General features: G+C 60.7%; 23 protein-coding genes and 1 tRNA gene. 14 read left to right on the forward strand and 10 right to left on the reverse strand.

The window, feature by feature from the left end:
• Positions 1-38 precede the first annotated feature (38 nt).
• On the forward strand, positions 39-659 hold the full coding sequence (locus AC0L3O_RS13820; protein ID WP_023797926.1) for a hypothetical protein: 621 nt from the start codon (positions 39-41) through the stop codon (positions 657-659).
• Here AC0L3O_RS13820 and AC0L3O_RS13825 read toward each other — a convergent pair.
• A complete protein-coding gene (locus AC0L3O_RS13825; RefSeq protein WP_023797927.1) occupies positions 649-1,563 on the reverse strand; it encodes a metallophosphoesterase family protein in 915 nt (304 codons plus the stop codon). The two genes, AC0L3O_RS13820 and AC0L3O_RS13825, sit on opposite strands and share 11 nt — an antisense overlap.
• A 53-nt stretch (positions 1,564-1,616) precedes the next feature.
• Between AC0L3O_RS13825 and AC0L3O_RS13830 the strand changes: the two genes are divergently transcribed.
• Entirely contained in the window at positions 1,617-2,117 is a 501-nt protein-coding gene (locus tag AC0L3O_RS13830) for an NUDIX domain-containing protein (RefSeq protein WP_031254497.1), read from the forward strand.
• A gap of 1 nt (position 2,118) precedes the next feature.
• Here the strand turns inward: AC0L3O_RS13830 and AC0L3O_RS13835 are convergent, their stop codons facing one another.
• Positions 2,119-3,108: a glutathione S-transferase family protein gene (locus AC0L3O_RS13835; protein WP_473535127.1), complete on the reverse strand. Its 990-nt coding sequence runs from the start codon at positions 3,106-3,108 to the stop codon at positions 2,119-2,121.
• Between the two features lie 310 nt (positions 3,109-3,418).
• On the opposite strand from AC0L3O_RS13835, the gene AC0L3O_RS13840 reads away from it, so the two are divergent.
• From AC0L3O_RS13840 to AC0L3O_RS13865, 6 genes are all read left to right on the forward strand, one after another.
• Positions 3,419-3,955: a GNAT family N-acetyltransferase gene (locus tag AC0L3O_RS13840; protein ID WP_128174312.1), complete on the forward strand. Its 537-nt coding sequence runs from the start codon at positions 3,419-3,421 to the stop codon at positions 3,953-3,955.
• Between the two features lie 172 nt (positions 3,956-4,127).
• Positions 4,128-4,889, forward strand: a complete 762-nt coding sequence (locus tag AC0L3O_RS13845) for a 3-hydroxyacyl-CoA dehydrogenase (protein ID WP_473535128.1) — start codon at positions 4,128-4,130, stop codon at positions 4,887-4,889.
• A gap of 6 nt (positions 4,890-4,895) precedes the next feature.
• Positions 4,896-6,086, forward strand: a complete 1,191-nt coding sequence (locus tag AC0L3O_RS13850; RefSeq protein ID WP_128169354.1) for a CaiB/BaiF CoA transferase family protein — start codon at positions 4,896-4,898, stop codon at positions 6,084-6,086.
• A 38-nt stretch (positions 6,087-6,124) separates the two neighbouring features.
• Complete coding sequence (locus AC0L3O_RS13855) at positions 6,125-6,886, forward strand: HugZ family pyridoxamine 5'-phosphate oxidase (RefSeq protein WP_031254499.1); 762 nt, start codon at positions 6,125-6,127, stop codon at positions 6,884-6,886.
• Between the two features lie 173 nt (positions 6,887-7,059).
• On the forward strand, positions 7,060-7,398 hold the full coding sequence (locus AC0L3O_RS13860; protein WP_128169352.1) for an ArsR/SmtB family transcription factor: 339 nt from the start codon (positions 7,060-7,062) through the stop codon (positions 7,396-7,398).
• 317 nt (positions 7,399-7,715) lie between these two features.
• A complete protein-coding gene (locus AC0L3O_RS13865) occupies positions 7,716-8,519 on the forward strand; it encodes a TrmH family RNA methyltransferase (RefSeq protein ID WP_473535129.1) in 804 nt (267 codons plus the stop codon).
• A 29-nt stretch (positions 8,520-8,548) separates the two neighbouring features.
• On the opposite strand, the gene AC0L3O_RS13870 is transcribed toward AC0L3O_RS13865, so the two are convergent.
• Entirely contained in the window at positions 8,549-9,697 is a 1,149-nt protein-coding gene (locus AC0L3O_RS13870) for a coiled-coil domain-containing protein (RefSeq protein WP_128169350.1), read from the reverse strand.
• A 148-nt stretch (positions 9,698-9,845) separates the two neighbouring features.
• Complete coding sequence (locus AC0L3O_RS13875) at positions 9,846-10,454, reverse strand: DUF1134 domain-containing protein (RefSeq protein ID WP_023797936.1); 609 nt, start codon at positions 10,452-10,454, stop codon at positions 9,846-9,848.
• Between the two features lie 357 nt (positions 10,455-10,811).
• Here AC0L3O_RS13875 and chpT point away from each other — a divergent pair, with 357 nt between their 5' ends.
• Together chpT and AC0L3O_RS13885 are read left to right on the forward strand one after the other, a co-directional pair.
• The gene (gene chpT, locus AC0L3O_RS13880; protein ID WP_023797937.1) at positions 10,812-11,441 is read left to right on the forward strand and encodes a histidine phosphotransferase ChpT; all 630 of its coding nucleotides are present in this window, start codon (positions 10,812-10,814) and stop codon (positions 11,439-11,441) included.
• 245 nt (positions 11,442-11,686) lie between these two features.
• Positions 11,687-12,055, forward strand: a complete 369-nt coding sequence (locus tag AC0L3O_RS13885; RefSeq protein ID WP_023797938.1) for a response regulator — start codon at positions 11,687-11,689, stop codon at positions 12,053-12,055.
• Positions 12,056-12,175: 120 nt separating this feature from the next.
• Here AC0L3O_RS13885 and ctrA read toward each other — a convergent pair whose 3' ends face one another.
• The gene (gene ctrA / locus AC0L3O_RS13890) at positions 12,176-12,871 is read right to left on the reverse strand and encodes a response regulator transcription factor CtrA (RefSeq protein WP_006203583.1); all 696 of its coding nucleotides are present in this window, start codon (positions 12,869-12,871) and stop codon (positions 12,176-12,178) included.
• 450 nt (positions 12,872-13,321) lie between these two features.
• On the opposite strand from ctrA, the gene AC0L3O_RS13895 reads away from it, so the two are divergent.
• Positions 13,322-13,699: a flagellar export protein FliJ gene (locus AC0L3O_RS13895; protein WP_023797940.1), complete on the forward strand. Its 378-nt coding sequence runs from the start codon at positions 13,322-13,324 to the stop codon at positions 13,697-13,699.
• Positions 13,700-14,114: 415 nt separating this feature from the next.
• Here AC0L3O_RS13895 and sciP read toward each other — a convergent pair whose 3' ends face one another.
• A complete protein-coding gene (sciP, locus tag AC0L3O_RS13900; protein ID WP_006203587.1) occupies positions 14,115-14,390 on the reverse strand; it encodes a CtrA inhibitor SciP in 276 nt (91 codons plus the stop codon).
• 274 nt (positions 14,391-14,664) lie between these two features.
• On the opposite strand from sciP, the gene mnmA reads away from it, so the two are divergent.
• Complete coding sequence (gene mnmA, locus AC0L3O_RS13905; protein WP_473535131.1) at positions 14,665-15,855, forward strand: tRNA 2-thiouridine(34) synthase MnmA; 1,191 nt, start codon at positions 14,665-14,667, stop codon at positions 15,853-15,855.
• A 55-nt stretch (positions 15,856-15,910) separates the two neighbouring features.
• Here mnmA and AC0L3O_RS13910 read toward each other — a convergent pair whose 3' ends face one another.
• Positions 15,911-16,876: a Gfo/Idh/MocA family protein gene (locus AC0L3O_RS13910; RefSeq protein WP_023797942.1), complete on the reverse strand. Its 966-nt coding sequence runs from the start codon at positions 16,874-16,876 to the stop codon at positions 15,911-15,913.
• A 328-nt stretch (positions 16,877-17,204) separates the two neighbouring features.
• Here AC0L3O_RS13910 and AC0L3O_RS13915 point away from each other — a divergent pair.
• A tRNA-Met gene (locus AC0L3O_RS13915) sits at positions 17,205-17,281 on the forward strand.
• A gap of 801 nt (positions 17,282-18,082) precedes the next feature.
• Here the strand turns inward: AC0L3O_RS13915 and AC0L3O_RS13920 are convergent.
• Entirely contained in the window at positions 18,083-18,643 is a 561-nt protein-coding gene (locus AC0L3O_RS13920; RefSeq protein ID WP_473532952.1) for a DUF1003 domain-containing protein, read from the reverse strand.
• Positions 18,644-18,732: 89 nt separating this feature from the next.
• Positions 18,733-19,638, reverse strand: a complete 906-nt coding sequence (locus tag AC0L3O_RS13925; protein WP_287065229.1) for a DMT family transporter — start codon at positions 19,636-19,638, stop codon at positions 18,733-18,735.
• Between the two features lie 413 nt (positions 19,639-20,051).
• Here AC0L3O_RS13925 and AC0L3O_RS13930 point away from each other — a divergent pair, with 413 nt between their 5' ends.
• Positions 20,052-20,726 (forward strand): recombinase family protein, encoded by a 675-nt coding sequence (locus tag AC0L3O_RS13930; RefSeq protein ID WP_473537255.1) that lies wholly within the window; start codon positions 20,052-20,054, stop codon positions 20,724-20,726.
• Positions 20,727-20,993: 267 nt separating this feature from the next.
• On the opposite strand, the gene AC0L3O_RS13935 is transcribed toward AC0L3O_RS13930, so the two are convergent.
• The gene (locus AC0L3O_RS13935; protein ID WP_473532949.1) at positions 20,994-21,485 is read right to left on the reverse strand and encodes an inorganic diphosphatase; all 492 of its coding nucleotides are present in this window, start codon (positions 21,483-21,485) and stop codon (positions 20,994-20,996) included.
• Between the last annotated feature and the right edge of the window lie 1,136 nt (positions 21,486-22,621).

Here is a 22,621-nt window from a genome sequence, read left to right on the forward strand (position 1 = left end):
ATGTTAATTCGGTGTTAACCAAACGCGAGGCAACGCCGATGAAGGATGCAGCCGAGACCATAAGCCAGGCCGATGAGTCGCGAAAATTGTCGGACGCCATCCGCGACGTGAAAAACGCTTTCGCCGACCGCGACGACGTCGTGGTCGACATGCGCGAAGCGCATCGCATGCGGCTCGAATTGCTTGCCGCCGAACTCGCGCCGGTCTTCGCCGACGTGCCCGCCGACATGGACAATTTCGACTTCGCCGTCTCGTCCGGGCTGCAGCCGCGCCTCTGGATCGACGCCGTCAGCCATGTCGCCATGGGGCGCGACCGCCGCACCTATCGCTTCCTCAAGGACACGCGCATCGGCCGCGTGGTGCTCGCCGAATCGACCGAGATGAAACCGGTTGCCGATCAGGTGACGCGCTACGTCGCGGAGCGCGTCATCGAACGCCAGAGAATGCTGGAAGGCGGGGTCGAGCAGGCTGCCGGCCTGAAACGTGCCTTGGTCCCGGAAGCCGAGCCGCCGCTGCGATCCGTCAAGCGCCGCAAGCGTTGGTCAGCCTTTCTCTCCGGTCTCGGCCTGATCGCTGCCGGCGCCCTGGTCGGGCTGGCGGTATCGATCGTGTTGTTCTGGGACCGCCTCGTTGCGATGGGACTGAGTTTCACGCCATAGCGTCCGCGCCAAGCTCCACAACCTCCAGATCGGCAGGCGGGATGGCCGGCCCGGTCAGGCCACGTCGCGTCAGCCTGAGCCGCCAGTTGCCTATTTCACCATCGATCTCCAGCAGATTATATTGCGCCGCTGGACGCCTGCCGCCTGGCGCCTGCCCTGCGGCAGCGACGCCGACCACTGGAATTTTGGCGCCGCGCCCATTGATCGAGAACAGCGTCGGCTCGTGCGAATGGCCGTGCAGCACAAGCTCGGCCCCGTGCCGCTGAACGACCTTTTGGAAGCGGGCAATGCCGAACAGCCGCTTGGGCTGCGAAACGGCGCCGCGCACCGGCGGATGGTGGATCATGATCACCCGGAACAGCCCGCGTTTGGCCGTGGCATCGAGCACGTCCCGCAGCCTTTCCGCCTGGTCTTCCAGAAAAAAGCCGTTGGCCATGAACGGAGCCGTCGCCCGCGCCGTCGTGACACCGATCAGCGCGACGTTGCCACGCACGCGCAGATAGGGAAAGGCTTCGCGGTCGACCGGCGTATTGACGCCGTCGCCGGTCATCCACGCCGTCCACGACCGGCAGGACTTGTCGAAAGCACCGGGCACATAGGCGTCGTGGTTTCCCGGAACGACCGACACATCGTCGGGGGAGCCCAGCGTCTCCAGCCAGTGCTTGCCCATCTCGATCTCGCCATCGAGCGCCAGATTGACCAGATCGCCGGTGACGGCAAGGTGATCGGGTGCGCTCGCCTTGATATCGGCGACGATGGTGTCGATGACGGCGTCGCGCATGTGGCGGCGGCGATTGCGCTGCCAGTTGACGTAACCGACCACCCGCTTGGAGGCGAGATCGCGATAGGTTACACCGGGAAGCGGTCCCAAGTGGATATCGGAAATATGCGCGAGCCTGAACATCCCTCCTTCATAAGCGACGCACGCGCTGCTTTCCACCCACGGTTTCGTGGGTGATGATGCGGCCCGATCCGGAGCAAGCTTTCCGCCAGACCGGCTGGCCGGGTCTCAGGGCAAGGCTGTTTCATCTGTACTTCGTGCTGCGGCGGCCGATGACGCTTGGGGTGCGTGGCTTGATCCACGATCGCACGTCCAGTTCCGTCTTCCTCATTCGCCATACCTATGTACCGGGCTGGCAGCTTCCCGGCGGGGGCGTCGAGCTGGGCGAGACGATGATCGAGGCGTTGGCGCGCGAGCTCTCCGAGGAGGGCAATATTGCATTGACCGCGCCGCCGGTGCTGAAATCGATGCATTTCAACCGTCGGGCCAGCCGCCGCGACCATGTCGGCCTCTATTTGGTCGAGCAGTTCAATCAGACGGCGCCGAAGCTGCCGGACCGCGAGATCGCCGCAGCCGGCTTCTTTCCGCTCGACCGCCTGCCGGAAGCAACGACGCCGGCCACGTTGCGGCGGATTGCCGAGATTTTCAGCGGCGCGGCGGCATCGCCCTTCTGGTAGATCACGCTGCCTTCCTGAACCGCGCCCGATCATGCGGCGCCGCGTAGTCCAGTTCCGGCCCGACCGGCACGATGTGCGTCGGGTTGATCGTTGCGTGGCTGCCGTAATAGTGCGCCTTGATGTGGTGCAGGCTCACCGTGCCGGCGACGCCCGGGACCTGGTAGAGGTCGCGCAGATAGTTCGACAGGTTCGGATAGTCGGCGATGCGGCGCAGGTTGCACTTGAAATGGCCGACATAGACCGGGTCGAAGCGGACCAGCGTGGTGAACAGCCGCCAATCGGCCTCGGTGATGCGGTCACCGACGAGATAACGCTGGCGAGATAGGCGATCCTCGAGCTGGTCGAGCGCCGCGAACAGTTCACCAAACGCTTTCTCATAGGCCGCTTGCGTGGTGGCGAAGCCGGCGCGATAGATACCGTTGTTGACTGATGGATAGACCAGAGCGTTGACCGCGTCGATTTCGCCGCGCAGTGCTTTCGGATAAAAATCGAGGCTGGCATCGCCCCATTTGTCGAAGGCTGAATTGAGCATCCGAATGATCTCGGAGGACTCGTTGCAGACGATTGTCTGTTCTCGCCTGTCCCACAGAACCGGCACCGTCACGCGGCCGGAATAGGCGGGATCGGCCTTGGTGTAGATTTGATGCAGGAAGTCGAGGCCGCAGAGCGTATCGCCGGTGGCGCCGTCCTCGGCCAGGAAGGTCCAGCCGTTGGCGCCCATGAAATGATGGACGATCGAGACGGAAATCACGTCCTCGAGTTTTTTCAGTGCCCGAAAGATCAGCGTCCGGTGCGCCCAGGGACAGGCAAGCGAGACATAGAGATGATAGCGGCCCGGCTCGGCCTTGAAGCCGCGCGTGCGGCCTTCGGCCGGCCTGCCGTCAACCGTGACCCAGTCGCGCCATTGCGACTGCGCCCGCACGAATTCGCCGTCGCTCGCCTTGGTGTCGTACCCGCTGTCCTGCCATTTCCCGTCGACCAGCAATCCCATGTGATGTCCTTTCCTCTTCGTAGGGATTTAGGCACAAACCGACGATGCGGAAATCGCCAGGCGTTGAACAGTTCGTCAATCGCCCGGTGCGGCAGACGAATGACGGCAAACGAAGGCGGCAAACGAATGGCGGCAGCAAACGGCCGATTGCAGTGGCTGAAGATTGGTGCTAGCGGAAAATCCGCATGCTTGACTTTGCCTTGATCCGGTTCGACCGACGACGAAAGGGCGCCCGCGCTTGATGAAGCGCTGACCGGCGAACGCTGCCGTTTGCAGCAAACCTTTCCCCGTCTACCGGAACGCAAAGACCATGAGCCTTGCCGACGTGAAATACCTGCCGGAAACTCCGGCGCATGACCCCGAAATCGAAACCATCAACGACGAAGCCTTCGGGCCGGGCCGTTTCGTGCTGGGCGCCTACAAGATCCGTGAGGGCGGCCCGCATGAACGCGCTCTGTCCTTCGTGGCCGTCGATGGCGATATCGTCGTCGCCTCTGTGCGCATGACGCGCATCGCGGCCGGCGCCGGCCGCGCGCTGATGCTCGGACCGCTTGCCGTGCGGCCGGCCTACAAGAATCTCGGCATTGGCCGCCGGCTGGTGGCGATCGCGCTAGAGGCCGCCGCCAAGGCCGGCATGCCGGCGGTGATGCTTGTCGGCGACGAGCCCTATTACGGCCCGCTCGGCTTCAAGAGAATCCCGCGTGGGCAAATCTCCATGCCGCGCCCGGTCGATCCTGACCGGCTGTTGTCGCATGAGATCGTGCCGGGCGCGATGGCACGGCTGGTGGGGGAGGTTTGCCACGCCGATCAGGCAAGGATTGCCGCGCAAATCGCCGCGATGGCGTGACCATCCGGATGCTGTTGCGCCATACTGTCAGGCTTCGTAGCATGTTGCCGATGGTGCATGTCGCCCAAAAGTGCGCAGCGGTTTTGGGTAACGAGATGCAATAAAAACAGAGATTTAAAGCGCTTCGATTGAGTCCGTTCAGTTCGACGCGCTTTAGATGGAGGACGCCGACATGAACCCGAACGGCCAGATTGCGATCGTCACCGGTGGCGGCTCCGGCCTCGGAGAAGCGACGGCACGTGAACTGGCCGCAAAGGGCGCCGGCGTTGCCATCCTCGACCTCGGCATCGAGCGTGCGGCGAAGATCGCGGCCGATATCGGCGGCATCGCCATCCAATGCGACGTAAGCAGCGCCGACGGCGGTGCTGCTTCAGTGGCAGAAGTGGTAAAAAAGTTCGGCGAACCCCGTATCCTGGTCAATTGCGCCGGCATCGCCATCGGCATGAAGACGATCGGCAAGGACGGTCCGCACCCGCTCGACCAATACCGCAAGGTGATCGAGGTCAATTTGATCGGCACCTTCAACATGATCCGCCTCGTCGCCGACCGGGCCGCGAAGCTTGAGCCGGTGGAGGGCGGCGAGCGCGGCGTCATCGTCAACACGGCATCGGTCGCCGCCTATGACGGTCAGATCGGCCAGGCGGCCTATTCAGCCTCCAAAGGCGGCGTCGTCGGCATGACGCTGCCGGTGGCGCGCGATCTTGCCCGGTCGGGCATTCGCGTCTGCACCATCGCGCCCGGCATCTTCAAGACGCCGATGATGGCCGGCATGCCGCAAGAGGTGCAGGATACGCTCGGCGCCGCGGTGCCCTTCCCGTCCCGTCTCGGCGAGCCTTCCGAATATGCAGCCCTTGTGCTGCATATCATCGAAAACCAGATGCTCAACGGCGAGACCATCCGCCTCGATGGCGCCATCCGCATGGCGCCGAAGTAGCCGACCATGAGTGCCGAAGTCGCCCTTCAGGCGAAGACTGGCCCGCTCGCCGGCCTGACGGTGATCGAGATGGCCGGGCTTGGACCGGTGCCGCTGGCCGGCCTGATGCTGTCGGAGATGGGCGCCGAGGTGCTGCGCATCGAGCGGGCTGGATCGAGCCAGCCGTTTCTGGCGCTACCGGACGAATACGACATCGACTGTCACGGCCGCTCCATCCTGCGGATTGACCTGAAGCGCTGGGAAGGCGCCGAACTGGTGCTGCGCCTTGCCGAAAAGGCCGACATGCTGGTCGAAGGGTTTCGTCCCGATGTCATGGAGCGGCTTGGTCTCGGGCCGGATGCGGTTCTGGCGCGCAATCCGGCCCTGATCTACGGCCGCGTGACGGGTTTCGGTCAGGACGGTCCGCTATCGGGACGTGCCGGCCACGACATCACCTACCTCGCCTATTCGGGTGTGCTGCATGCCATTGGCCAGCAAGGCGGCCGGCCGGTCCCACCGCTCAATCTTGTCGCCGACTACGGCGGCGGCGCCATGATGCTGGTCGCCGGCGCACTGGCCGCCCTGTTTGAGCGCTCGCGCTCCGGCAAGGGTCAGGTGATCGACGCCGCGATGACCGAGGGCGCTTCAATGCTGGCGACACCTGTGCACGCCCTGATGGCGGCGGGCCTGTGGAGTGACACGCGTGGCACGAACCTGCTCGATTCCGGCGCGCCCTTTTACGACACCTATGAGACCGCGGACGCACGGCACGTCGCCGTCGGCTGCCTTGAGCCCCGGTTCTTCGCCGAATTCGCAAGACTGCTGCCGCTCGACCAGATTTTTGTACGCGGCCAATACGACAGGTATTTGTGGCCGCAGATGCGGGCCGCCATTGTCGATCGGGTCGGGCAAAAGTCACGGGACGACTGGGACCGTCTCTTTGCTGCGACCGATGCTTGCGTCGCACCGGTCTTGTCGCTGCGGGAAGCCAGGGATCATCCGCACAATCGCGCTCGCAACGCCTTCTTGAAGTCGGGTGCGCTTGAGCGCCCCGCCCCAGCGCCGCGCTTTTCGCGCTCCCGGCCGACGCTTGCCGCCATGCCGGCCGATCACGATTGTCAGGCGGCGACGGTGCTGGCACGCTTCGGTCTTTCGGAAAGCGAGACTGAGGCCCTTTTCAAATCTGGGGCCCTTGTCAAATCCCGTGTGATAGGTTGATAACTGGAGAGCAAAGATCAGCTTAGGACGGTGTGGATTTGAACGATCGGAAGAAGGACGTGATCCGCGAGACCGACGCCGAAGCGATCAGGCTGGCGAAGACGCTGATCCGCAGTGCCCGTTTCGGCGCGCTGGCGGTGATCGAGCCCGGCACCGGTTCGCCGCTGGCCAGCAGGGTTGGTGTCGCCACCGATATCGACGGCACGCCGCTGATCCTTGTATCGATGTTGTCCGCCCATACCGGCGCGATCCTTGCCGACCCGCGCTGTTCGCTGCTTGTCGGCGAGCCCGGCAGGGGCGACCCGCTGGCGCACCCACGGTTGACGCTCGTCAGTCGGGCGGCACGGCTTGAGCGTGGATCCGACGAGCACGCCGGCGCCGAACGGCGCTATCTCAACCGCAACCCCAAGGCGAAGCTCTATGCCGGCCTTGGCGACTTCTCGATCTTCCGCCTAGAGCTGGAGCGCGCCAGTCTCAACGGCGGCTTTGGCAAGGCCTACCTGCTCGAACGCGCCGATCTGGTCACGACCGCGCCGATCGTCGAAGAGCTTGCCGCTGGCGAACAATCCGCCCTCGACCATATGAATGCCGACCATAGCGACGCAATTGCCGTCTACGCGCGCCACTTCGCCAAGGCGGCGGGCGACGGCTGGGTCGTCACCGGCTTTGACGCCGACGGCATGGACCTGGCATTGGGCGACGATATCTGCCGGGTGTTCTTTCCCGAGCCATTGAGGACGGCGCGCGAGCTCAGGCATGTTCTGGTCGACATGGCAAAAACCGGCCGAGTGGCGGATTAAACACAGTCCGACAGTTAATCGCGCCGGGTCGAAAGCAAGTCTTGAGGTTTGAGCTAGATGTTCTACGCTTTCCCGGTCGCGTTGAATCGCCAGCGCAAATTCGCAAGTGAGCCTATGGAATCAGACGCTATTGCCCCCATAGCGCCGGAGGAGCAGGAAGGTATGGGGGATCGATGGTCTCGAAAAAGCTAATCGCCAATGCCGAATCAGCGGCCTCGTTTCTGACGCTGATGGGCAACGAGAAACGACTGTTGATCATGATCCACCTGGCCGAAGGTGAAATGTCCGTCGGCGCTATCGCCGAAAAGGTTCTGCTCAGCCAATCCGCCCTGTCACAGCATCTGGCCAAACTGCGGGCGCTCGATCTCGTCGAGACCCGGCGCGACCGGCAGATGATCTACTATTCCTGCAAATCCGATGCCGTGCGCGAACTTCTCAACACGCTGGACGGGGTTTTCGGCGAGGGTGAGCTATCGCAGATGGCATACCGCTCGCGTCGCTCCGGGACTTGACCGGCCAATGCATGTCGCCCAAAGCCGGCACATGCATAAGATAAGAACTGGTCCGAGCGCCCCTTGCCTCGCTGACGACTCCTAATGCATGTCGCGCAAAAGCATGCCCGTGCAGCGGTTTTGCGATAGCGACATGCATAAAACAACAACCTAAAGCGCGTCGCGAGAGGTCGGTTGAGGTCGGTCGAACGCGACGCGCTTTTGAGCGACTTGCGTCCACTTGGACCCAGAAGGTACGCTCTGACACTTTGGATCCACGCGTCGTGCTGTCGCAAAACCCACCACGATCGGGCCGATGCGGGTCAGTTGAGGCAAGCATGCGCAGCATTCGTATCGACGACCCGCAAGACCCGCGCGTCGCCGCCTATCTCGACATTCGCGAGCGCGATCTTGCCGGCCGGCAGGGTCGTTTCGTTGCCGAAGGCAAGGTGGTGCTCGAAATGTTGCTCGCGGCCAAACGCTTTGCCGCCGAATCGGTGCTGGTGCTCGAAAACCGGCTGGCAGGCCTCGACGCAACCCTGCGCAAGGCGCCCGCGGACCTTCCGGTCTACGTGGCGGCCAGCGAGGTTATGGACAGGATTGCCGGCTTTCACATGCATCGCGGCATATTGGCGATCGGCCGCAAGGGCGAGGCGCAGCCTGCAGAGGCCTTGCTGGATGCCCTGCCCGCCCGCGCGTTGATCGTCGCGCTGGTCGGCATCGCCAACCATGACAATATGGGCTCGATCTTTCGCAACGCCGCCGCCTTCGGCGCCGATGCCGTGTTTCTGGACGCGACCTGCTGCGATCCCCTGTACCGCAAGGCGATCCGCGTTTCGGTCGGCGCCGCGCTGAAAGTTCCTTTTGCCTCCTTCGCTGAGACCGTCGGCTTTACCGCGGCGCTCGATCGGCTGGGCTTCGGCCAATTCGCATTGTCGCCGCGCGGACAAACCGACATCCGCGATGCGAAAAGGACCGAACGGCTGGCACTCTATCTCGGCACTGAAGGCGAAGGCCTGCCCGAGATGCTGCTCGCCCGCCTGCGGACGGTGCGGATCAATATGACAGAAGGCTTCGACAGCCTGAATGTCGCCGCCGCGTCAGCCATCGCCTTGCATCATTTCTCGGCAAGCAGGACCTGAGCCGCAGAAGTCAGCATCACTGCCTTGGCTCAATGCCCCGATTCGGCCTGCTGCAGCGCCCGCACGCGATCGGCAAGGCTGCGTTCACCGCTTCCTGGTGGGTTGGGTGCCGCAAGAACCTTTGCGATCGGCGATTCCGGCCCGTCGAGCTTCGCCGTCAGGGCTACGACCTGCGCCGCCAGGTCGCTCATCTGCTCGCGCAACGCAGCGCTGGCGCCTTCGGATCTGGATGCCGCGTCGGCGGCAAGATCCGTTTTCAGCCGCTTGTTCTCGCTGGCCAGTGCCGTCAATCTCGCCTCCAACTGCTCCCGGTCGCTGTCGAGCCTGGCGATAGCTTTTTCCATATCGCCCTTGACGGCCACATCGGCCTGACTGCCTTGCGCTCCGACGAGACGCACCGCCGCCGACGCATTTTCCACGCTTTCGCTTTTCAGCTTTTCGCGAAGCCGCGCGATTTCCTTTTCGCGGCGTTCAAGCTTGTCCTCGCGATCGGCAAGCGTGGCGAGCAGGCGCTCGATCTTCTTGTCCAGTTCGCCGGTCCTTTTCTTCTCGGCTTTCAACGCGTCTCGCGCGGCCTTGCTCTCGGCCGCGATCTCCTGTTGGCGCCTGTCCGCCTCCTTGCGCTGACCGCGCAGCACTGAAATATCATCGGCCAGCTTTTGCAATTCGGATTCGCGCGCCACAAGTTCGATCTGACGGCTGCTGGAAGAAAAGCTGGCGTCGTCATACATGTGCTCCAGTTTTTTCAGCTCGAGCACACGCTTTTCCAGGGCATCCTCGGTTTGAGCAAGCCGATCCGACAAAAGCTGCAACTGGTCTTTGCGCTGCCGAAGGTCTTCGCCCTTGACCTCGAGCGCGGAAAGGGCCTGTTCCTTGTCCTTCCGCTCGAGCGCCAGTTCCTTCAGTGCTTCGCGGCCACGGCCGATCTCGACAAGCTGTTCGGCCGATTTCTCGCGCAACGCCTTGACGCTCATCTCAAGCCGACGTGTCGCCATGGCGAACTCGGCGCGGATGCGATCCTTCTCCGCCTGGATCTCGGCCAGCGTCAGCGGCATCGAGCCCTCGATGCGTTTACGCGTCAGCATCACGGCCCGCCGCCAGATGGCCGGGGCAATCATCAGCGCCAGAAAGCCGGCGCAGAGAAAGCCGAGGACAAAGAACAGGACCGACTGAACCAAGGTGACTATCCGTTATGAACGGCAAACAACCGTAAGGGACTGTGCCACGTTCGCATGACGGAATTCCAGTGCCGCGGCAAGGGTCTGCCGCAGCATTGTTCAGACCGTCGATCCTGGAAACAATCGCGGTGACGAGGCAACCACTTGCTCAGAATGGATTCCAGGTGGCGCGCTGGGTAAGCTTGAGGTAGCCGAGATTGACGCCAAGCCGGGCGCCGACGCCGGTACGGATCGGCACCAGCAGCACATTGTTGTTCTTCATCACGTTGAAGCCGACGCCAGCCACGAGGTAGGCGGAGCCGGCAAGGCCGCCGAAACGATTGTAGAGGCTGTTCACATCGTCGAGATTATAGACCAGCATCATCACCCGCGAGCCCTCGCCGCCAAAATCCCAGCCGAGAGACGGGCCCTGCCAGAACACTTTGTGATCGCCGGCATTCTTGGTGTAGAGTGTGCCTTCACCATAGGTCAGGCCACCGATCAGGGCGCCCGAGCCCTCCTCGCCAAGCAAATAGCCATTGGGCAGGCCATAGGAGGAGAAAATCTTCTCCACGACGGTGGCGAGCCCGCCCGACGTCGCACCGAAGAATTTATGACCGGAATCGACGATCTCCTGAGCGGTGTACTCCTGGGCCCGCGAAGGCGAGGTTGAAAAGACGACAAGGCCCATGAGAGCGATCGCCATCGAGAAGACACGGAGAAAACTCCGGTCTGTGAAGACACGGAAAAAACTCCGGTCGTAGTATCGGGAAAACATGCTTCCAATCTCCGTCAGGGAGCACTTTCGCCGACGCCTCGCATCCGTGCGGCTCTTTGGCGGCCGTTAAGGATGACTGTTAAGGACAAACTATGCCGTAATCCTTTTTCAACCATTAAGCTTTCACATGAAGATGGCGGTTAGTAGGCTGGTTTCGCGCTGATTTCGCGTCGGCCCGCAGTATCCGCACCCTGGGTGAACACACCATTTTCGATAACGACAATTCCGGATTTGTTGCTGCACGCTCAGGCGCTGTGTATTCAGTAGGCCTTGGGAGAGCGAGCGTGATTCGTGTGGGCAGGCGTGATCGTTGATCGCCCGGCCATTTCCAGTGAAATTTTGCAGGGACTTTCGCCGATGGCCGAGCTTTTCACCCTTTCCGCACCCGATCTCGCCGCGCTTTTGTGCAGCCGGGTCTGCCACGACATCATTTCGCCGGTCGGCGCCATAAACAACGGGCTTGAGCTGCTCGACGAAGGCGGCGCCGACGAAGACGCCATGAGATTGATTCGCCAGAGCGCCAGAAACGCTTCGGCCCGCCTGCAATTCGCCCGCATCGCCTTCGGCGCAGCCGGTTCTGCCGGCATGATGATCGACACCGGCGATGCCGAGGCCGTTGCGATCGCCTTCTTGAAGAACGAGAAGCCGGAACTGATCTGGAATGGACCCCGTGCGCTGCTGCCCAAGAACAAGGTAAAGCTGCTGCTCAACCTCATTCTCGTCGCCAACGCTGCCATTCCGCGTGGCGGCAAGCTTACGGTCACGCTTGAAAACCTCGACACGGAACCACGCTTTGCGCTCGCCGCGAGCGGTCCGATGCTGCGCGTGCCGCCCAAATTCCTGGAGCTCCATTCCGGCAACAAGCCTGAAGAACCGATCGACGCGCATTCGGTGCAGCCCTACTACACACTGCTTTTGGCGCGCGAGGCGAACATGACAATATCGATCCACGCGACCGCAGAAGAAATCGTTCTCTCGGCTGCTTGAAGTTGCTAAGAAATGATTGAAAAGAACAGATAAGAGTTTTTAGACAATATTTACTACGCCATCACGGTGGAATGAAATGAGCCATCCAGGCTAGTTCGGCCGAAGCATCGGTTAAGAAGTTTCCGTAAAAGCTGTTCTTGCAAAAATTTTACCTATCGGCTTTTCAGCTTCTTTACCGGATTGATCCTACGGTGCCTCCAGACCGCGACGCTGCCGGATTGCCGCATGGCAAAGAGGGCCCGGAAATGAAACGCTGCATGTTCATCGACGAGTCGAGCGTCATCAGGAGGGTTGCAAAGCGCATCCTGGGTGGTTCCGACATGCTGGTCATCGAAGCTGCCAGCGGGCTTGATGCGGTTGAGATGTGCACTGCCGACATGCCGGATATCATCATTGTCGACGGCGCCTTGCCGGACATGCAGGCCGAGGACGTCATTCGCCGCGTACGCGCCATGGAAAGTCCGATACAACCCCAGATCCTGATTTTGCTGGTTGAGGTCGACGTCGCTTCGATCATGCGGGCAAAGCGCGCCGGCGCGCAAGGCTATTTGCTGAAGCCGTTCACTCGGCCGCAACTTCTCGAGCGCTTCCGCACCTTGAGATTTGCCGGCTGATTCGCCGCCGCTGGCGCATGGCCGCGGAAATCGGCTCTCCAATATCTGCGACATAAAAACGCAAAATCCGGCCGAAGCCGGATTTTTGTCGGAAAAATCGATCGGATCGGCGTCGTCAGCTCAGGCGCTGACGCGGATGTCTTCCGGCTCGCGCAGCACGTAGCCGCGACCCCAAACCGTCTCGATGTAGTTCTGGCCGCCGGAAGCAGCGTCGAGCTTCTTGCGCAGCTTGCAGATGAAGACGTCGATGATCTTCAGTTCCGGTTCATCCATGCCACCGTAAAGGTGGTTGAGGAACATTTCCTTCGTGAGCGTAGTGCCCTTGCGCAGCGAGAGCAGCTCCAGCATCTGGTATTCCTTGCCGGTCAGATGCACGCGCTGGCCACCGACCTCGACGGTCTTGGCATCAAGGTTGACCACCAGGTCGCCGGTGGTGATGACCGACTGGGCATGGCCCTTGGAACGCCGCACGATGGCGTGGATGCGGGCGACCAGTTCGTCCTTGTGGAACGGCTTGGTCATATAGTCGTCTGCGCCGAAGCCGAGGCCACGTACCTTGTCCTCGATGCCGGCCATGCCGGAGAGGATAAGGATCGGCGTCTTCACTTTGGAAAGGCGAAGTGTTCTCAACACCTCGTATCCCGACATGTCGGGGAGATTAAGGTCGAGAAGGATGATGTCGTAGTCGTAGAGCTTACCTAGATCGACCCCTTCTTCGCCAAGATCGGTCGTATAGACATTGAAACTTTCCGATTTCAGCATCAGCTCGATGCTCTGTGCGGTCGCACTGTCATCTTCTATCAGCAGAACACGCATTTCATTCCCCTTTTCTGCTGCCGGACCATTTCACGACCCGTCCAGGACCGGAGCAGTGATTGCCTGAGCAGAGGCTGCCATCGAATGGTTAACAAAACCTAATTCCGTGCCGTTGACGGTACCAGATTTTTTAACCCTTTTCTACACCCTGTTGAATCTAATAGCGAATCTAAGAACCAAACCGCTAATGCAAAACATTAATAAGCCAGACTAAGTGACTCCAGGGACTCGCTAGCCGTGCTTCCGCATCGGGGCCGGAATTTTTACCCGGCCTTAAGTCCTGAGCCGTATGATTAACAATGCCCGTAAACGAATGGTTACCGCCGGCAAAAAACTTTAGGAATTTGTTTCCCATAGTTCTGGTAAAGTCGGTGGAAGCGGGTCGAAGCCTGAGTTTGCCAGGCGGATTAGACGATATGTGCAGGTGTGCGTTTCCAGGAGTACCGAATCATGAAGTCACGTGAAAACCTCGTTCGGCTGAAGCAGTTTCAGGTGAACGAGAAGCGGCGGCAGATGCTGCAACTCGACATGATGATCGCCGAATTCGAGCGCATGGCTGTCGAACTGGAACTCCAGATCACTGCCGAAGAAAAGAAAGCCGGCATCACCGACATCAACCATTTTGCCTATCCGACCTTCGCCAAGGCAGCACGCTTGCGCCGCGACAATCTCAGAAATTCGCAAAGCGACCTCGCCCAGCAGCGTAGCGTTGCCGAATCACTGCTTGGCGAAGCCGAAGCGGAGCTTTCCAAAGCAGAAATGCTCGAATCACGCGACACCAAGATCCGAGACGCCGAGACCGGCGGCCGCAGCGCCATGATCGGCTGAAAACAAGGCTTTCAGGCCGGTCAGCACCCAGCGATCAGGGCGTTGCCCATCTGGAATGTCGCCGCTCGTAGGTCGAGCAACTGCCAGTTTCAGGCCTACGCTGCCAAATCCCCTTGATGCTCCGCGACCGCCCGCACCTGGGCATCCTGGTGTCGGGCGCAGGCGATTCCGGCCAGGACCTTATCTGATTGAGCAGCCCACCAGGTTCCGGCCGAGTTCGGCTCGGGGCCGACCGCGCAGGCTTGTGGAACTCGGCAAGGTCGACGCGAAAATGCTTGCTCCAAGAAGCAGGCGCTGCTCATGCCTTTTGTCAGCCCGATCGGCAGGTGGTGCTGACCGTCTGAAGCAGAGAAAACCTGTCGGCAAAGCAAAAAGGGCGCGGATTGCCGCGCCTTTTGACATCCTTGAACCAGCCCTAATGCCGATATTGCTGGATGCGCGTCGTGCGCAGGCCGGCAAGGCCATATTCATCGATCGACGCCTGCCAGGACAGGAATTCCTCGGTGGTCAGCTTGTAGCGCTGGCATGCCTCTTCGAGGCTCAGCAGCCCGCCGCGCACCGCCGCCACCACTTCGGCCTTGCGCCGGATAACCCAGCGACGTGTGTTCGTCGGCGGCAGATCGGCAATCGTAAGGGGGCTGCCGTCAGGCCCGATAACATATTTGACGCGCGGTCTAACAAGATCGGTCATCGTACTCTCTACTAAAAACTCAAAGACCCAATCCCCACCACATTACCGCCACAGCTTTAAAATTTGCCTAAGCGATCCCTAATAGCTAAGTAAGGATCATGAACGCCGCGTTAGTCTTTTCGTCGGCATTTGAGGCATCTGCCCAGCAAGCGCCCGAATCCGTTCAAAAAAATCGGCCGGTTCGCGAAGCTGGCGCACCCGGAAAGCTTGACCTATATTCCGGCCATTGGCATTCAGGCGCCGTCATCCAGGCGCCGTGCAGAACGAAAGAACCATGAACAGCCTCGACCTTCCCGGACGCCCCGAAGATACCCGCATCGTTGTCGCCATGTCGGGCGGCGTCGATTCGTCGGTTGTTGCCGGCCTTTTGAAGCATGAAGGCTATGATGTCGTCGGCGTCACGCTGCAGCTCTACGACCATGGCGCGGCAACGCACCGGGCCGGCTCGTGCTGCGCCGGCCAGGACATCGACGATGCCCGCCGCGTCTCCGAAACGCTCGGCATTCCGCATTATGTGCTTAATTACGAGGAGCGTTTCCGCAAGGCGGTTATCGACCCCTTCGCCGAGAGCTATGTGGCCGGCGAAACGCCGATCCCTTGCGTTTCCTGCAACCAGACGGTGAAATTCGCCGACCTCCTGGCGACCGCCAAGGAACTCGGCGCCGAGGCGCTGGCCACCGGCCATTACATCCGCTCCGGCGCCAACGGCGCCCATCGCGCGCTGTACCGGCCGGTCGACGCAGATCGCGACCAGAGCTATTTCCTGTTCGCCACCACACAGGCGCAGATCGACTACCTGCGCTTTCCGCTCGGCGGCCTGTCGAAGCCGCAGGTTCGCGCCATCGCCGAGGAAATGGGGCTGACGGTCGCTGCCAAGCAGGACAGCCAGGACATCTGCTTCGTGCCGCAGGGCAAGTACTCCGATATCATCGCCAAGCTGAAGCCGACTGCTGCCAATCCGGGCGACATCGTCCATATCGACGGCCGCGTGCTCGGCCGCCATGAAGGCATTTTGCGCTACACGATCGGTCAGCGCCGCGGCATCGGCATTGCCTCGGGCGAGCCGCTCTACGTCGTCCATCTCGACGCCGACCGGGCCCGCGTCGTCGTTGGCCCGCGCGAGGCGCTGGAAACGCACAAGATCTATTTGCGCGACATGAACTGGCTGGGCGACGCTGCGCTGTCAGATATTCCGGCCGCCGGGCTGGAGCTTTTCGCCAAGGTCCGCTCGACACGCCCGCCACGCCCGGCCGTGCTGCGTCACAACGCCGGGATCACTTCGGTGGAACTGGTCGAGGGCGAGTCCGGTATCGCGCCCGGCCAGGCCTGCGTGCTCTATTCCGACGACGGCAACGAGGCCCGCGTTTTCGGCGGCGGCTTCATCGAGCGTTCCGAACGCGGCGCCGAGGCCGAGGCGATGCTGACGCGGCTGGCGGCCCGGCCGGCGCAGATTCCCGCCGAATAGACGATAATCCCGATCTATCGGGATCGATCAGGCTCTGATACAGCCGCACTTTCTCTCAGGAAGACGATCCGGTGTGGGCAACCGTGCCAGCGGTCAGGATACGCAGCACCCTGATGGCTTCCTCGCCGCTGGTACGCGGTTCTGCCCGCGTCTCGATGCACTGGATGAAATGCTCGAGCTCTCGCGTCAGCGGCATGCCCTCGCCCACTGCAACATAGGACGGCTCGTTGGTGGTGAAGGCCCATTGGCCGCTGTCTTGCCAGACCGCGTGGCGGTAGACGGCGAGCTTGCGCTCCCACGGCTCGACATCGTCGAACACCGCCATCGCCTTGGTGCCGACCACGGTCAGCCGCCGTTCGCGGTAGGGATTGAGCCGCGACGCGAATAGGTGGCTGCGCAGACCGTTGGGAAAGCGCATGTGCAGATGCGCGAAATCGCTGAGATTGTCGAGGAGCGCTGCCCCTTCGCCACGCACCTCGATCGGTTCCGTGCCGGTGATGGCCAGGATCATCGACAGATCGTGCGGCGCCAGGTCCCACAGCGCATCGTTCTCGGTGTGGAACTTGCCGAGCCCGAGCCGGTGCGAATGGATATAGCGGACCTCGCCGAGCTCGCCATTGTCGATCAGCGCCTTCAACGTCTCGAAGGCGGGATGAAAGCGCAGCACATGACCGACCATGAAGACGCGGCCATTGTCGACCGCCGCCTTCACCGAACGCTCGGCATCGGCCACCGTCAGCGCGATCGGCTTCTCCACCAGCACGTCCTTGCCGCCCTGGACGGCGCGCACCGCCATATCGGCGTGGAACTGCGGCGGCAGCGCCATCACAATGGCGTCGATGTCGCTGCGCACAAACAGCGCCTCCGGCTCGATCGCCAGGCAATCCTGCTCACTGGCGAAACCTTCGGCGCGGGCAGGGTTGACGTCCGAGACCGCGTGCAGCGCGCCGAGCGCCTTGAGGGTGCGGATGTGGTTGCTGCCCCAGTATCCGCAACCGAGGACTGCAATGCGCGGTTTCATCATTCCAACTCTAGAATTTCGTGGCCGAGACATAGCGGCGCGCCCCGCCGAACTCAACCCGGCATTTCTGTGCCCGATTGTCTGCCCGGCAAAGCTTTTCGGCCATCAGAGCGAGGTGCGTCCGCCTGGACACACAAAGTACGTCTCAGACCGAGAAGCTTGGCGACGCGACAGGATGCGATAGAGTGTGGCGCCAGACCGGCTGCGTCGACACCGGCTGCATCGATGCTTGACAGGCTTGGCGTCCCAACCTTATATCCCCCCGACCTCGGCGAACGCTTCGACATGCCCTCTGATTTGAGGCAGATTTCGGGCCTTTCGCCGCCCTGGCGGGGTAGCTCAGTTGGTTAGAGCACGGGAATCATAATCCTGGGGTCGGGGGTTCAAGTCCCTCTCCCGCTACCACTTAATTCTTTCACAATGTTCTCTGCATGGACTTCGCGGCCCCGAAACCCCGCAGAACAGCAGGCCCTTCGGCCAAAAGCTGTGGAGTCGCTGTAGTGGTGAAAGCGACTCATTTGCTCTCTGTCGGCCGATATTCTCCAAAGCTGGGGAGTGCGCCTTTTTACTCCCTAGCTTTCCCCCGTTGAAATCACAGGGTTTTCCGGCTCGAAAGCTGCGGGTCGTTTGGTGCAATGCCGCTATGCGGAGAACACACAAAGCAAACCAACTGGTGACCAATTGGTCACCCTGCCCGGCGATGTCTGGCTTTTGGGCAAGCACCGGCTTATCTGCGGCGACAGCACCAATGCTGAGGATGTCGAGCGGGTGCTTACCGGCGTCAAGCCGCACCTGTGCGTTTGCGATCCTCCATATGGCGTCAGCTACGATCCCTCATGGCGAGAGCGGTTCGGCGATGGAGAAGGTCTCGCCAGAGGCAAGGTGCTCAATGACGACCGCGCCGACTGGCGGGAAGCATGGGCCAACGCACGGGTTGCTGAAAGCCTTTACCGCAGAGCGACCGGTGAAGGTCGGGAGGCCGTCACCGCAGCAATTTTCTGGCTGAAGACCAGGGCGCGCTGGAAGGAGACCTCCATCCATGAGCTAGAAGGAAAACTGGACACATCAGTGACCTTCGTTACCACCTATGAAGAAGCAAGCTTCTGTAGGGCGGCATTGCCGACAGTACCGATCTGTCATTCCGACTGTCGTTTTGATTTCGAGTTCGACCCAAGCCCGAAATCAAAATCAACCGAAATCACGACACTAGCGCTGGTCCAGCTTCTCCGCAGTCTCCCGCTGCTTCGATTCGATCTCGTCCAGCACTGCTTCTGGCGCGATGTCCCTCTTAATCTCGCCAACTTCTATATCGCTTACGGCTGGTTTTGCATTCAACCGATCCGCTATCGAATCGACAAGCCCAATAAGCTTTGTGAGTTCGTGCTCCGTCAGCAGGCTCACCTGAAGGTCCAGATCCGCCCGCTTGTCTGCGGCAGCTGACATCCGGTTTTGGCTGATCAGTACAAAGGTCGAGAGGAATATGGCCTCGACGGAAGCTACCATGGCCAATATCACGAATGTCGGATCAAATGGCGGAGTGATCGGTATCCAGCCCAAGTTCGAGACGATCCAGCCGCCATACACGGCCAAGTGAAGGTACACGAAACGCATACTGCCCGTAAAAGAGGTAATCGCCTCAGCGATTTTCTCTTCCAAAGTTGCCTCGCTTGCTTCCTTCGCCCGGCGCTCCTCAATCGCTTGGATATTGCGTTTCAGTGCTTGGCTGAGTTCATGCGGAGGTGGCGGAGGCAACGTTGGAGAATCCATGGAACACCCGTTGGATAGCTATCGGTCCTGCCACTCTGGGCAACGTACAAAATCACGGTTATTCGACTTTGTTCCCGACTAGAGCCGCTTCACCTCGCGGATCTTAGGGCGAACAGCCCCGCTCCGCAGATCAAAACTGCACCGAGAACGGTGGTGATCTTCGGCACCTCGTCGAAAAACAGCAGCCCCCAAAGTGGAACCCAGACGATGGCCGTGTACTCGAAGACGGCAACGTTGCCTGCTGGGGCAAGGCGATAAGCCTGGGAAAGCAATGTCATTCCGGCAGATGCGATCACACCGCAGCCGGCCATCAGCAAAGTATCCTGGAGCGTAGGCCAGACCCATGGGCGCGTGAGGAAGGCAAGACTTGGATGATTGGCGTCTTCAAGGCCGCCCAAGCTCACAAGCGCCGCCAGCGCCGGCGCGCCGGTGAGGAAGGCCAGGTTCTGATAGAAGGTGATAACCGCGGCGACCTCGCTGTCGCCAAGCTTCCTCGCCAAGACCTGGGCCGACGAGTACAGAGCAGCAGCCAGGAGGGTCAACGCAGCTGCCCATTCGAATATAGCAAGACCCGGTTGCAGCGTTATGATGACGCCGAGCAGACCAACAATGAGCGCGATCAGGGTTGCGGTGTGAGGCCGCTCTCCGAGGAAGAGAATCCCGAGACCTGCAATGATAAGCGGGGCGACGAAAAAGAGTGCGACAGCATCGGCCAGAGGAAGCGCTGCGATCGAGAGATAATAGAAGAGGTATGCTCCAAGCGAGATTACCGCTCGGATGGCGAGCAGCCCGGCTCGCTTTGAGAAAATAGACCGTATTCTGGCGGTCGCGCCGACCAGCACCAGCAGAATGGGCAATGCGACGATTGATCGAACAGTCATCGCTTGCGTAACGGGATAGGTGTCCGAGAGGCCCTTCAGGATCACGTCCTGCAGTGAGAAGACGAGAACGCCCAGGCAGAGAAAGCCAGTGGCTGCTAGGGACTTGTTCTGCATGGGTACGTCCTAGTGAAGGGGCGCAGCTAGCTTGGCTAGGGCCGAGCTCGATAGGGCCTGCACAGCCGCACCTGTAATCCACACTGACGTGAACGTTTGTCGCGAGATTGCGTTCTGGCCGCAGACTTAGGGCGTGCCCATACGAATTGGAAGTAGCTGCATCCGCGGCGGCTGCGCCTCTGTGGCGGGCGCGATAAGGAAGCAACGTGCTGACGAAGGATGGTTATCTGCACTGGATGCGAAAACTCGGCTTGCTCATGAAGTGCCTTCCAACAAGTCTGCGTCATATAGGCGGCGCTCCAGCTCAACCGCGTTGCTGCTGAAGGCTAATTCCTGAAAGAACTTGCTGAACCGTGTCTTGTGAGCACACTGCAAACGGTGGTTTGCAGTTTGAACACCCCGGAAACAGCAGCATGACGAGAGCAGTCGCCTACTATCGGGTCTCGACCCAGCGCCAAGGACGATCAGGTCTCGGCATTGAGGCCCAGCGTGCCGCGGTCGCCCGCTTTGCTGAAGCCGAGGGAATTGCCATCATCCAGGAGTTCACCGAGGTCGAAACCGGCAAGGGCTCGGACGCCCTGGATCGCCGTCCGCAACTTGCAGCCGCCCTCGCCCTTGCCCGGCAGCTCAAATGCCCGGTCGTCGTGGCCAAGCTCGACCGCCTGTCGCGCGATGTCGCCTTCATAGCCGGCCTGATGGTCCAGCGCGTTCCTTTTATAGTCGCCGAACTTGGCGCCGATGCCGATCCGTTCATGTTGCACCTCTACGCCGCCTTGGCAGAAAAAGAACGGCGGCTGATCTCGGAACGAACCAAGGCCGCCCTCGCCTCTCGCAAGACCACTGGCATAAAACTCGGTAATCCGACCAACACAGCTGAAGCTGCGGCGAAAGGTCGGAAGATCTCGATCCGGGAGGCTGACAGATTTGCCCAGACCGTGCTGCCGATCATCGCCTCCATCCAGCAGTCGGGCATCACCAGCCTGCGTGGCCTGGCAATCGCTCTGAACAAATCGAGGCGTTCGAACAGCCCGCAACGGCCAATGGCAGGTCTCGAATGTGCGAAACGTTCTCGCGCGGCAATCCCCTAGTCTTTTATAAGCGGGAACTAGCCACCTTGCCGATATCTCCGCAGGAGCTGGTGGGCTGCTTGACGGGTCAAAATATGCCCGCGCCTCAAGTGCCCGCCCGCAACCCCTGCGCCATATGCGATGCAGTCATTTCGCGAAAAAATGAACGGCCTTCCTGCCTGCTCTATTGCGGGTGCACTTCGCCGTTGTTGACCTGTGAAAGTGCCGCCACCGACGTCCAGGCAGCCTTGTGTTCTCAAGCTACATTCTTCTCATATTGTGGAGCGCTCAGGGACCGGCGGCTCGCTGTTTCCGCTCGAAAGTTCTCATGGCCCGATGGATGTTCCGGAGAGCTTGGCTGGAATCGTGCCAGCCTTCGAATTCGATTTGTTTGTCGGTGCCGGACACCGACGCGAGGAAAAACTGCTCGATCTCGGATCGCAGACGATCCGGAACATTCTCGCCAAGGAGAGACTCGCTATGGGCGTCTTGCTTGTGCGGGCAAAATACAAAGCGATCGTTTCTCACGGTCTCGCCGTTCTCCGTTTGCATGACACAAAGGGCAGCCAGCAGATCGCACTTGATGACAACACCGGGAGCGCTGGTGGCCTCATGGATGACCAGGCCATCGAGGGCGTCGCCATCGTCGCCCAGTGTAGAAGGCAGAAAGCCCCAGTCGTACGGGTAGGCCAGGCCCGCTGGAAGCGGCCGCGTATATTCGAAAAGCTTCTTCTTGGGCTTGTAAGTCAACTTTGCTTCGGCGCCACGCGGTGTTTCCACGACCACCCTGATCCGACCCTTCGATGTAGTCGTAGGCAGTGTTAGATAATTCGCCACGTTTGGTCCTCGCCAGTCCATGCCAATGGCTCTAGGCTTCTCTAAGCAGCGGATGGCCGATTTGTTCCCAACGTGCTTACCCGGGTCTTCACGAAAACCGGTGCGGATTGGACGCGCAAATACACTTGGCTCATGCGAAGCCACCAGAGAGCTTGAGATCGAGAATGCGATCATCGGCGGCCAGGCTTCAGAAACACGCCGGTCCACCGCCCAAAGAGTTGAAGAAAGGGCCGGCGACGCAATGAGTACAGCCAGAGGTGGTGAAGCTGCGCATCAGGCACCTCTGCGGCGAGCATGGCCATATCCGACATCGTTCTGTGCCGATATGCGATGCAGTCATTTCGCGAAGAACGGCCTTCCTGCCTGCTCTGCTGACAGTTCCCCGTCTGCCATGCTACCATGCACGAGGATAATTCCTGTCGCACCGATAGAGTTCGTAAGCTGTGTGACGGAGTGATAGGTGAACGATGAAAAAGGAAAAGCCTTTCGTTCCCACCGAGTTTCACATAAGCACGGTCGCGGACGACAAGGGCCCTTTCGGCATTCTCTCTGTTCGCACTACAGGTGGCCGCTTGGAGATTGCGCTAGACAGCGAGGCAACGGTCGCGCTTCTCGACGCAGTAGCTCGACTTCAGGCGAAGATAAATGAGCGTCGCTAGCGTTTATCAGGGATTGGAAGGTCCACGCCACGCATCCAACGTAAGGGGATCTAGTTCACATTCGGCGCGGTCGGCGGGGTTGAACGGACGCCCTTTCCAGTCTCGGTAAGTCACTCTCTTGCGATCTCGTTGAGCCGCTCTCTCGTGAGAACATGTCGAGCAGTTGGCCTGATAGACACATAAGTTTCTCTCCGTTGTCCGATGGCACGCTGCCAACCGGATGTCTCCGTAGGTCGACCGTTGGCTGGCGCGTGAGGCCGAGTTGCTGGCGGCCCACGCCGACAGCAAGGGACGTGACACCTATGCGTTCGACCCGATCTCCAGTCCCTATCTGGAGGTTGCCGACGATCTGCGCATTCGGACGCCCTATTCGAAGACCGCCCTTCGGGAACTACATGGCATTCCCTGGGCAAGTTGGGA

It is taken from the genome of Mesorhizobium sp. WSM4810, from assembly GCF_055811235.1.

Bases quoted from the DNA above. Each gene is read 5' to 3' on its own strand.
- AC0L3O_RS13820 (WP_023797926.1), top strand. From the start codon at position 39: ATGAAGGATGCAGCCGAGACCATAAGCCAGGCCGATGAGTCGCGAAAA.
- AC0L3O_RS13825 (WP_023797927.1), bottom strand. From the start codon at position 1,563: ATGTTCAGGCTCGCGCATATTTCCGATATCCACTTGGGACCGCTTCCC.
- AC0L3O_RS13830 (WP_031254497.1), top strand. From the start codon at position 1,617: ATGATGCGGCCCGATCCGGAGCAAGCTTTCCGCCAGACCGGCTGGCCG.
- AC0L3O_RS13835 (WP_473535127.1), bottom strand. From the start codon at position 3,108: ATGGGATTGCTGGTCGACGGGAAATGGCAGGACAGCGGGTACGACACC.
- AC0L3O_RS13840 (WP_128174312.1), top strand. From the start codon at position 3,419: ATGAGCCTTGCCGACGTGAAATACCTGCCGGAAACTCCGGCGCATGAC.
- AC0L3O_RS13845 (WP_473535128.1), top strand. From the start codon at position 4,128: ATGAACCCGAACGGCCAGATTGCGATCGTCACCGGTGGCGGCTCCGGC.
- AC0L3O_RS13850 (WP_128169354.1), top strand. From the start codon at position 4,896: ATGAGTGCCGAAGTCGCCCTTCAGGCGAAGACTGGCCCGCTCGCCGGC.
- AC0L3O_RS13860 (WP_128169352.1), top strand. From the start codon at position 7,060: ATGGTCTCGAAAAAGCTAATCGCCAATGCCGAATCAGCGGCCTCGTTT.
- AC0L3O_RS13865 (WP_473535129.1), top strand. From the start codon at position 7,716: ATGCGCAGCATTCGTATCGACGACCCGCAAGACCCGCGCGTCGCCGCC.
- AC0L3O_RS13875 (WP_023797936.1), bottom strand. From the start codon at position 10,454: ATGTTTTCCCGATACTACGACCGGAGTTTTTTCCGTGTCTTCACAGAC.
- chpT (WP_023797937.1), top strand. From the start codon at position 10,812: ATGGCCGAGCTTTTCACCCTTTCCGCACCCGATCTCGCCGCGCTTTTG.
- AC0L3O_RS13885 (WP_023797938.1), top strand. From the start codon at position 11,687: ATGAAACGCTGCATGTTCATCGACGAGTCGAGCGTCATCAGGAGGGTT.
- ctrA (WP_006203583.1), bottom strand. From the start codon at position 12,871: ATGCGTGTTCTGCTGATAGAAGATGACAGTGCGACCGCACAGAGCATC.
- AC0L3O_RS13895 (WP_023797940.1), top strand. From the start codon at position 13,322: ATGAAGTCACGTGAAAACCTCGTTCGGCTGAAGCAGTTTCAGGTGAAC.
- sciP (WP_006203587.1), bottom strand. From the start codon at position 14,390: ATGACCGATCTTGTTAGACCGCGCGTCAAATATGTTATCGGGCCTGAC.
- mnmA (WP_473535131.1), top strand. From the start codon at position 14,665: ATGAACAGCCTCGACCTTCCCGGACGCCCCGAAGATACCCGCATCGTT.
- AC0L3O_RS13910 (WP_023797942.1), bottom strand. From the start codon at position 16,876: ATGAAACCGCGCATTGCAGTCCTCGGTTGCGGATACTGGGGCAGCAAC.
- AC0L3O_RS13920 (WP_473532952.1), bottom strand. From the start codon at position 18,643: ATGGATTCTCCAACGTTGCCTCCGCCACCTCCGCATGAACTCAGCCAA.
- AC0L3O_RS13925 (WP_287065229.1), bottom strand. From the start codon at position 19,638: ATGCAGAACAAGTCCCTAGCAGCCACTGGCTTTCTCTGCCTGGGCGTT.
- AC0L3O_RS13930 (WP_473537255.1), top strand. From the start codon at position 20,052: ATGACGAGAGCAGTCGCCTACTATCGGGTCTCGACCCAGCGCCAAGGA.